Origin of the sequence: Ramlibacter sp., assembly GCF_041916345.1 — a bacterium.
Lineage (GTDB): Bacteria > Pseudomonadota > Gammaproteobacteria > Burkholderiales > Burkholderiaceae_C > Ramlibacter.
Map to the genome: position 1 here is coordinate 1 of NZ_JAYRZR010000117.1, position 9,322 is coordinate 9,322.

Annotated in this window: 10 protein-coding genes; 9 read left to right on the plus strand and 1 reads right to left on the minus strand. The window is 68.5% G+C overall.

The window, feature by feature from the left end; translation table 11 throughout:
• Positions 1–149: 149 nt before the first annotated feature.
• Genes lepA through nagZ form a run of 9 tightly spaced genes read left to right on the plus strand, consistent with a single transcriptional unit; the run spans position 150 to position 7,989 of the window.
• Positions 150–1,961 (plus strand): translation elongation factor 4, encoded by a 1,812-nt coding sequence (gene lepA, locus ACE3T5_RS19625; protein ID WP_374669797.1) that lies wholly within the window; start codon positions 150–152, stop codon positions 1,959–1,961.
• A gap of 31 nt (positions 1,962–1,992) precedes the next feature.
• Complete coding sequence (gene lepB / locus ACE3T5_RS19630) at positions 1,993–2,958, plus strand: signal peptidase I (RefSeq protein ID WP_374669798.1); 966 nt, start codon at positions 1,993–1,995, stop codon at positions 2,956–2,958.
• 26 nt (positions 2,959–2,984) lie between these two features.
• Positions 2,985–3,338 (plus strand): DUF4845 domain-containing protein, encoded by a 354-nt coding sequence (locus ACE3T5_RS19635; RefSeq protein ID WP_374669799.1) that lies wholly within the window; start codon positions 2,985–2,987, stop codon positions 3,336–3,338.
• A gap of 7 nt (positions 3,339–3,345) precedes the next feature.
• Positions 3,346–4,032: a ribonuclease III gene (gene rnc / locus ACE3T5_RS19640; protein WP_374669800.1), complete on the plus strand. Its 687-nt coding sequence runs from the start codon at positions 3,346–3,348 to the stop codon at positions 4,030–4,032.
• The gene (gene era / locus ACE3T5_RS19645) at positions 4,029–4,982 is read left to right on the plus strand and encodes a GTPase Era (RefSeq protein WP_374669801.1); all 954 of its coding nucleotides are present in this window, start codon (positions 4,029–4,031) and stop codon (positions 4,980–4,982) included. Before rnc ends, era begins: the two co-directional genes overlap by 4 nt.
• Positions 4,983–5,010: 28 nt before the next feature.
• A complete protein-coding gene (gene recO, locus ACE3T5_RS19650; RefSeq protein ID WP_374669802.1) occupies positions 5,011–5,754 on the plus strand; it encodes a DNA repair protein RecO in 744 nt (247 codons plus the stop codon).
• Positions 5,751–6,512 carry a pyridoxine 5'-phosphate synthase gene (locus ACE3T5_RS19655; RefSeq protein WP_374669803.1) on the plus strand — a complete coding sequence of 254 codons (762 nt, stop codon included), beginning with the start codon at positions 5,751–5,753 and terminating at the stop codon, positions 6,510–6,512. Before recO ends, ACE3T5_RS19655 begins: the two co-directional genes overlap by 4 nt.
• A complete protein-coding gene (gene acpS, locus ACE3T5_RS19660; protein ID WP_374669804.1) occupies positions 6,509–6,913 on the plus strand; it encodes a holo-ACP synthase in 405 nt (134 codons plus the stop codon). Before ACE3T5_RS19655 ends, acpS begins: the two co-directional genes overlap by 4 nt.
• Positions 6,910–7,989 (plus strand): beta-N-acetylhexosaminidase, encoded by a 1,080-nt coding sequence (nagZ, locus tag ACE3T5_RS19665; RefSeq protein WP_374669805.1) that lies wholly within the window; start codon positions 6,910–6,912, stop codon positions 7,987–7,989. Before acpS ends, nagZ begins: the two co-directional genes overlap by 4 nt.
• 3 nt (positions 7,990–7,992) lie before the next feature.
• Here nagZ and lysS read toward each other — a convergent pair.
• On the minus strand, positions 7,993–9,322 hold a 1,330-nt coding region (gene lysS / locus ACE3T5_RS19670; protein ID WP_374669806.1), incomplete at its 5' end, for a lysine--tRNA ligase.

The following is a 9,322-nucleotide window of genomic DNA, read 5'->3' on the forward strand; positions in this document are numbered from 1 at the left end:
CCGTCTGTACGCCCCGGGCTTTTTGCCTACAATGAAGCTCCAACTATCGCAGTTGCCATAGATTGTTGGTTTAGGGCGCGTCACCTTGAGGGCGCGCCCTTTTTTCTTTGTGCGCGCCAGTTGAATCAATCACTTAGTCGTTCCCGTTGATGAATCACATCAGAAACTTCTCGATCATCGCGCACATCGATCACGGCAAGTCGACGCTTGCCGACCGGCTCATCCAGCGCTGCGGCGGCCTCTCTGATCGCGAGATGGAGGAGCAGGTGCTGGACTCGATGGAGCTCGAAAGAGAGCGTGGGATAACCATCAAGGCGCAGACCGCCGCACTGACCTACAAGGCCCGCGATGGCCAGGTCTACAACCTCAACCTGATCGACACGCCGGGCCACGTGGACTTCTCGTACGAGGTGAGCCGCTCGCTGTCCGCCTGCGAGGGCGCGCTGCTCGTCGTCGATGCGAGCCAGGGCGTGGAGGCGCAGACCGTGGCCAACTGCTACACGGCGCTCGACCTCGGCGTCGAGGTGGTGCCGGTGCTGAACAAGATGGACCTGCCGCAGGCCGACCCCGAGAACGCGAAGGCCGAGATCGAGGACGTCATCGGCATCGACGCCAGCCAGGCGATCCCGTGCTCGGCCAAGACCGGGCTGGGCATCGAGGAGATTCTCGAGGCCATCGTGCACCGCATCCCGGCGCCGCGCGGCAACCCGCAGGGGCCGCTGCGCGCGATGATCATCGACAGCTGGTTCGACAGCTACGTCGGCGTGGTCATGCTGGTGCGCGTGGTCGACGGCCGGCTGGCGCGCGGCGAGCGGATCAAGCTGATGGCCACCGACGCCACCTACGAGACCAACCAGCTGGGCGTCTTCACGCCGGCCAATGCCCCGCGCGACGCGCTGGAGGCAGGCGAGGTGGGCTACGTGATCGCCGGCATCAAGGAGCTGCAGGCCGCCAAGGTGGGCGACACCATCACCCTGGTGAAGGCCGGCACCGGCGGCGCTGCCTTCACCGCCACCGAGCCGCTGCCGGGCTTCAAGGAAGTGCAGCCGCAGGTCTTCGCGGGGCTCTACCCGGTGGAGGCCAACCAGTACGACTCGCTGCGCGACAGCCTGGAGAAGCTGAAGCTGAACGACGCCTCGCTGCACTACGAGCCCGAGGTGAGCCAGGCGCTCGGCTTCGGCTTCCGCTGCGGCTTCCTGGGCCTGCTGCACATGGAGATCGTGCAGGAGCGCCTGGAGCGCGAGTTCGACCAGGACCTGATCACAACCGCGCCCAGCGTCGTCTACCAGGTCGTCAAGGGCGACGGCGAGGTGATCATGGTGGAGAACCCCGCCAAGATGCCGGAGCAGGGGCGCATCCAGGAGATCCGCGAGCCCATCGTCACCGTGCACCTGTACATGCCGCAGGAGTACGTGGGCCCGGTCATGACGCTCGCCAACCAGAAGCGGGGCGTCCAGATCAACATGGCCTACCACGGCCGCCAGGTCATGCTGACCTACGAGCTGCCGCTGGGCGAGATCGTGCTGGACTTCTTCGACAAGCTCAAGTCCGTGAGCCGCGGCTACGCATCCATGGACTACGAGTTCAAGGAGTACCGGGCCTCCGACGTGGTGAAGGTCGACATCCTGCTCAACGGCGACAAGGTGGACGCGCTGTCCATCATCGTGCACCGCACCCAGGCCCAGTACCGCGGGCGTGCCGTGGTGGCCAAGATGCGCGAGATCATCAGCCGCCAGATGTTCGACGTGGCCATCCAGGCCGCCATCGGCGCGAACATCATCGCCCGCGAGACCGTCAAGGCGCTGCGCAAGAACGTGCTGGCAAAATGCTACGGCGGCGACATCACCCGCAAGCGCAAGCTGCTCGAGAAGCAGAAGGCCGGCAAGAAGCGCATGAAGCAGATCGGCTCGGTCGAGGTGCCCCAGGAGGCCTTCCTGGCCATCCTGCAGGTCGAGGAATGACACCGCGCGCCGCGCATCCCGAGGATTGAACATGCCCGTGCTCACCGCTGCCGTGCTGGCGGCTTTCGTCGGCTATGCCGCCGCCTGGTACCTGGACTACGTGGAGGGCAACTTCGCGCTGCTGCTGTTCCTGGCCACGGTGGTGACCGGCGTCTACTGGATCGCCGAGCGCGCCTGGTTCCTGCCGCGCCGCCGCGCCGCCGCGGCCGCGCTGGAGGCGGAGGCCGCCGAACGTCAGGCCAGGCTGGCGGCCCAGGGCCTCGCCACGACCCCGGTCGACCTGACCGAGGCGAAGCAGAACATCCTGGCCCAGCCCTGGTGGCTGGACTGGACGGCCGGGCTGTTCCCGGTCATCGTGGCCGTGTTCGTGCTGCGCTCGTTCGTGGTCGAGCCGTTCAAGATCCCCTCCGGCTCCATGATCCCCACGCTGCTGGTGGGCGACCTGATCCTGGTGAACAAGTTCACCTATGGCATCCGCCTGCCGGTGATCCACACCCGCGTGACCCAGGGCAACGCCCCGGCACGCGGCGACGTGGTCGTGTTCCGCTATCCGCCCAAGCCCACGCTGGACTACATCAAGCGCATCGTCGGCGTGCCCGGCGACGAGGTGGCCTACCTGAACAAGCGGCTCACCATCAACGGCCAGCCGGTGCCCACGAACGTGCTGCCCGACTACTTCGACGGCGACGCCATGCGCTACTTCCGGCAACTCGACGAGCGCCTGGGTGAGCGGCCCCACCGCCTGCTGGTGGACGAGGAGCGCCCGGCGTTCGTGCAGGCGGCCGAGCCGTTTCCCTTCAGGGGCAATTGCCGCTACAGTGTCGAGGGCGTCGCCTGCAAGGTGCCGGAAGGGCACTACTTCGTCATGGGCGACAACCGTGACAATTCGCTCGATTCGCGCTTCTGGGGTTTCGTGCCTGACCGCAACATCGTCGGCAAGGCCTTCCTGATCTGGATGAACTTCGGCAACCTCAAGCGCATCGGCGGTTTCGATTGAGAAGCACTGTGAGAAGAGGGTTGGAAATGGCAGGCAAGAGCAAGCAGCGCGGCATGTCCATCTGGGTCCTGATCTACATCCTGGCCACGCTGGGTGGGGTGGGCGCAATGGCGATGCAGGCGTTCCCGTCGTTCGTCGAGTACCAGGCGGTGAAGAAGGCCATCAAGAAGGCCTCGGATGGCAGCACCGTGGCCGAAGTCCGGGCCGCGTTCGACCGCGCCGCCGAGGTCGACGACATCAAGAGCATCACCGGCAAGGACCTGGAAGTGACCAAGCAGGGTGACCGGGTCGTGGTGGCCTTCTCCTACCAGAAGGAGTACCAGATGTTCGGCCCCGCCTGGCTGACGCTGAAGTACGCTGGCAACTCCAACGAGAAGTAGCCGCCCCGTGGAGGAGCCGCTCACGGCGCTGCAGCAGCGGCTGCAGCACCGGTTTCGCGAGCCCCGGCTGCTGCAGCGCGCGCTCACGCACCGCAGCTTCGGTGCCGACCACAACGAGCGGCTCGAATTCCTGGGCGACTCCGTGCTCAACCTGGCCGTCGCCGCGCTGCTCTACCAGCGCCTGGCCGACCAGCCCGAGGGCGATCTCTCGCGCATCCGGGCCAACCTGGTCAAGCAGGACACCCTGCATCGCCTGGCGCTCGATCTCGGGCTGCCGGCGCTCTTGCGCCTGGGCGAGGGCGAGTCGCGCTCCGGCGGCCACAAGCGCCCTTCCATCCTGGCGGATGCACTGGAGGCCGTGATCGGTGCCGTCTACCTCGATGCGGGGTTCGGTGAGGCCGAAGCGCTGGTTCGACGGCTCTTCCAGGCCGTGGACATCAAGCCCGAGATGTCCGCCGCCGCCAAGGACCCCAAGACCGAACTGCAGGAATGGCTGCAGGGGCGCCGCAAGCAGCTGCCGGTGTACCGTGTGGTCGCCACACTGGGCGCCGCACACCGCCAGACCTTCGACGTCGAGTGCGAGGTGCCCGAGTACGGCCTGGTCGAACGCGGCATCGGCGCATCACGCCGGGCGGGCGAGCAGGCCGCCGCCGCCGCGATGCTCATCACCCTGAAGAGCCAGCCCACCCGATGAACCCCACCACCGATCCGCCCGCTCCCGCGGCCCCTCTGCCCCCGGCCGGCGAGGCGACGCCCCGCTGCGGCCTGATCGCCATCGTGGGCAAGCCCAACGTGGGCAAGTCCACGCTGCTCAATGCCCTGGTCGGCCAGAAGATCAGCATCACCTCGCGCAAGGCCCAGACCACCCGGCACCGCATCACCGGCGTGCGCACCGAGGGGGCCGCGCAGTACGTGTTCGTCGACACGCCCGGCTTCCAGACACGCCACGGCACCGCGCTCAATCGCGCTCTGAACAAGACCGTGACCGGCGCGGTGGGGGATGTCGACCTGGTCCTGTTCGTCGTCGAGGCGGGCCGGTTCACGCTGGAAGATGCCAAGGTGCTCACCCTGCTGAAGCCGGGCATCCCCGCCATCCTGGTGGCCAACAAGCTGGATCAGGTGCATCGCCGCGGCGAACTCGCGCCCTGGCTGCGCGACATGCAGCAGCGCCATGATTTCGCCGAACTGGTGCCCCTGTCGGCCAAGGCGCCCAAGGACATCGAGCGCCTGCTCGCCATCTGCGCCGGCTACCTGCCAGAGCAGCCCTGGTGGTACGGCGCCGACGAGCTCACGGACCGCTCCGAGCGCTTCATGGCCGGCGAGATGATCCGCGAGAAGCTCTTCCGCCTCACCGGCGACGAGCTGCCCTACACCTCGACGGTGGTGGTGGAGAAGTTCGAGGAGGAACCGAGCCCGAAGCACAAGCGCATGGTGCGCATTGCCGCCACCATCGTGGTGGAGCGCGATGGCCACAAGGCCATGGTCATCGGCGAGGGCGGCGAGCGGCTCAAGCGCATCGGCACCGAGGCCCGCACCGAGCTGGAGAAGCTGTTCGACGCCAAGGTCTTCCTGCAGCTGTGGGTGAAGGTCCGCGCCGGCTGGGCCGACGACGAAGCCCGGGTGCGCTCCTTCGGCTACGAGTGAGGCCCTGCGCGGGCCTGGCTGCGGCACCATGAGACGCGTCGCCGACGAACCGGCCTTCGTGCTGCATCGCTACGACTGGAGCGAGTCCAGCCTGATCCTGGAGCTGTTCACCCGCCGCCACGGGCGCATTGCCGTCGTTGCCAAGGGGGCCAAGCGGCCCAGCTCGAACTTCCGGCCCGTGCTGCTGCCGCTGCAGCCGCTGCACGTGGCGTTTTCCGGTGATGCCGAGATCCGAACGCTCAAGTCCGCCGAGTGGCTGGGCGGTCAGGCCATGCCCGCTGGCGAGGCGCTGCTGGTGGGCTACCACCTGAACGAGCTGCTGCTGCGCCTGCTGGCGCGCGACGACGCACACCCGGCCCTGTTCGATGCCTATGCCGCGACGGTGGGCGTGATCGCCGCGCGTGCCGCCGACGCGACCGAGCCCGCCTTGCGGGCCTTCGAGCTGCTGCTGCTGCGCGAGATCGGCCTGCTGCCCTCGCTGGCAGCGCAGACCGGCACGCTCGCACCGCTGGCGGACGACCAGGCCTATGCGCTCAAGCCCGAGGCCGGTCTGCTGGAGGCCGCCGATGACGAGCCGCGCGGGAGCCTGTCAGGGCGACAGTGGCGGGCGTTGCAGCACGCGCTGGACGATGACGCGCCGTTCACCGCGCTGCTGCCACAGACCGCCGCCGCGCCCGACCTCAAGCCGCAGCTGCGGGCCCTGCTGCACTACCATTGCGGCGTCGCATCGCTGCGCACCCGCCAGATGATGCTGGACCTCCAGGCCCTATGAACCACCCCCGCACGGCCCTTTCCGTCAACCTCAACAAGGTCGCCCTGGTGCGCAACACGCGTCACCTGGGCATTCCCAGCGTCACCCGCGCGGCCACCCTGTGCCTGCAGGCCGGCGCCCAGGGCATCACCGTGCATCCGCGGCCGGACGCCCGCCACATCCGGGCCGACGACGTGCACGAGCTGTCCGCGCTGGTGAAGGCCTGGCCGGGTGCCGAGTACAACATCGAGGGCAACCCGTTCCACAACCTGATGGACTTCGTGCGGGCGCTGCGGCCGCATCAGTGCACCTTCGTGCCCGACAGCGAGGGTCAGTTCACCAGCGACCACGGCTGGGATCTCGCACGGGATGCCGAGCGTGTGCGCCCGCTGATCGCCGAGGCGCGCGCGTTGGGTGTGCGGGTGAGCCTGTTCATGGATGCCGACGCAGCCGCCATGCCGCTGGCCCGCGCCGTGGGCGCCGACCGGGTGGAGCTGTACACGGAACCCTATGCCGCGGCCCACGGCGGCCCCGACCAGGCCGTCCAGATCGCCCGCTTCGCCGCCGCCGCGCAAGCCGCGCTCGATGCCGGCCTGGGCGTGAATGCCGGCCATGACCTGAATCAGGCCAACCTGGCTGATTTCCTGCGCGCCGTGCCGGGTGTGCAGGAGGTGTCCATCGGCCACGCCTTGATCTCTGACGCGCTGGAGCAGGGCTACGAGCGCACGGTGCAGGCCTACCTGCGGGCCATCGCCAGCGCCGCGTCGGCGCAGTCGTGATCTACGGCATCGGCACCGACATCTGCGACGTGCGGCGCATCCGCGACTCGCTGGATCGCCATGGCGAGCGCTTCGCCCGCAAGATCCTCTGCGAGGCGGAGCTGCGCACCTGGCAGGCCCGCTCGGCCCGCTGGCCGGAGCGCGGCGTGCGCTACCTCGCCACCCGCTTCTCCGCCAAGGAGGCCTTCAGCAAGGCCGTGGGCCTGGGCATGCGCATGCCCATGACCTGGCGCCTGTGCGAGATCGGCAAGCTGCCCAGCGGCCAGCCGGTCGTCGTGCTGCACGGTGTGCTGAAGGACTGGTTCGAGGCGCAGGGCCTGCGTGCCCACGTCACCGTGACCGACGAAACCGACTACGCCGCCAGCTTCGTGGTGGTGGAGCACCAGGAACCCCACCCATGACCGAACATGCCCCCATCGTCCTCGACATCGCCGGCCTCAGTCTCACGGCCGACGACCGCCGACGCATCGCCCATCCGCTGGCTGGCGGCCTGATCCTGTTCGCGCGCAACTGGGCGGATCGTGCCCAGCTCGCCTCGCTGTGCGCCGAGATCAAGTCGCTGCGGCCCGACCTGCTGATCTGCGTGGACCACGAGGGCGGCCGCGTGCAGCGCTTCCGCACCGACGGCTTCACCCACCTGCCGGCCATGCGTGCCTTCGGTGAGTTGTGGATGCGCGATGCCATGGGCGCCACCGATGCCGCCACTGCGGCGGGCTACGTGCTGGGCGCCGAGCTGCGCGCCTGCGGTGTCGACCTGAGCTTCACGCCCGTGCTCGATCTGGACTGGCAGGAAGAGATGGGCGCCTCGCGCAGCACCGTCATCGGCGACCGCGCCTTCCATCGCGATCCTCGCGTCACCGCCTTGCTGGCCAAGAGCCTGATGCATGGCCTGCTGCAGGCCGGCATGGCCAACTGCGGCAAGCATTTTCCGGGGCATGGCTTCGTGGCGGCCGACTCGCACGTGGACATCCCCGTCGACCGGCGCAGCCGCAAGGCGATCCTGGCGGACGACGCCGCGCCCTATGGGTGGCTCAGCAGCTCGCTGGCCAGCGTGATGCCCGCGCACGTGGTCTACCCCAAGGTGGACAGCGTGCCGGCCGGCTTCTCGCGCATCTGGCTGGAGGACATCCTCCGTGGCCGCCTCGGCTTCCAGGGCGCGGTGTTCTCGGACGACCTCAGCATGGCCGGCGCGCGGCAGATCGAAGGCCGCACCGTCACCTACGTGGCGGCCGCGCAGGCGGCCCTGGGCGCGGGCTGCGACATGGTGCTGCTGTGCAACCAGTCCGAGCCCGAGGGCGGCCGCATCCTCGACGATCTGCTCGATGGCCTGTTGGCCGCGCGCGACGCGGGCCAGTGGCGCCCCTCTGACGCCAGCGAGCAGCGGCGGCTGGCGCTGCTGCCGCTGGCACCGCCGCCCTCCTGGGATGCGCTGATGACCGAGGCGCGCTACCTGCGCGCGCTCGATCTGCTGCCCTGAGCCTCAGCCCTCGCGGCGCAGCGCGGGGAACAGGATCACGTCGCGGATGCTGGGGCTGTCGGTCAGCAGCATCATCAGCCGGTCGATGCCGATGCCGCAGCCGCCCGTGGGCGGCATGCCGTATTCCAGCGCGCGCACGAAGTCATGGTCGAAGAACATGGCTTCGTCGTCGCCGGCATCCTTGGCATTCACCTGCGCAGCGAAGCGGGCCGCCTGGTCCTCGGCGTCATTCAGCTCCGAGAAGCCGTTGCCGAACTCGCGGCCGGTGATGTAGAGCTCGAAGCGCTCGGTCACCTCGGGCCGCTCGTCGTTGGCGCGTGCCAGCGGCGAGATCTCGGTCGGGTGTTCCATGATGAAGGTGGGTTGCCACAGCTTCTCTTCCACCGTCTCCTCGAAGAAGAGCACCTGCAGGCTGGCCAGCGACCGCGTGGACAGGCGGTCCTTCTCCTCGGAGTGGCCCAGCTTCTTGAGGGCGGCGATCAGCCACTCTCGGTCGTCGGCGCCCGCGCCGGCGCTGGTGTGCTTCGCGATGGCCTCGCGGATGGTGAGGCGCTCGAAGGGGGCCGCCAGGTCCACCGGTTGGCCGCCATAGGTGAGGGCGAGCGTGCCCACGGCCTTCTGGGCCGCATCGCGGATCAGCGCTTCGGTGAAGTCCATCAGGTCGCGGTAGTTCCAGTACGCCGCGTAGAACTCCATCATCGTGAACTCGGGGTTGTGGCGCACCGAGATGCCTTCGTTGCGGAAGTTCCGGTTGATCTCGAAGACGCGCTCGAAGCCGCCCACGATCAGCCGCTTGAGGTACAGCTCCGGCGCGATGCGCAGGTACATCTCCTGGTCGAGCGCGTTGTGGTGCGTGATGAAGGGCTTGGCGTTGGCGCCGCCGGGAATGGGGTGGAGCATGGGCGTCTCCACCTCCAGGAAGCCGTGCGCCACCATGAACTCGCGAATGCCCGAGACGGCCTTGCTGCGCGCGGTGAAGCGGCGGCGGGCGTCCTCGTCGGTCATCAGGTCCACGTAGCGCTGGCGGTACTTCACCTCCTGGTCGGCCACGCCATGGAACTTGTCCGGCATGGGCCGCAGGCTCTTGGTGAGCAGGCGGATCGAGGTGGCGTGCAGGGACAGCTCGCCCGTGCGCGTCTTGAACACCTTGCCCTCGGCGCCCACGATGTCGCCCAGGTCCCAGTGCTTGAAGGCGGCATAGGCCTCCTCGCCCACGGCATCGCGCGTCACGTAGACCTGGATGCGGCCGCTGCCGTCCTGCAGCGTCGCGAAACTGGCCTTGCCCATCACGCGCTTGAGCATCATGCGGCCGCCGACGCGGGCCACCGTGCCT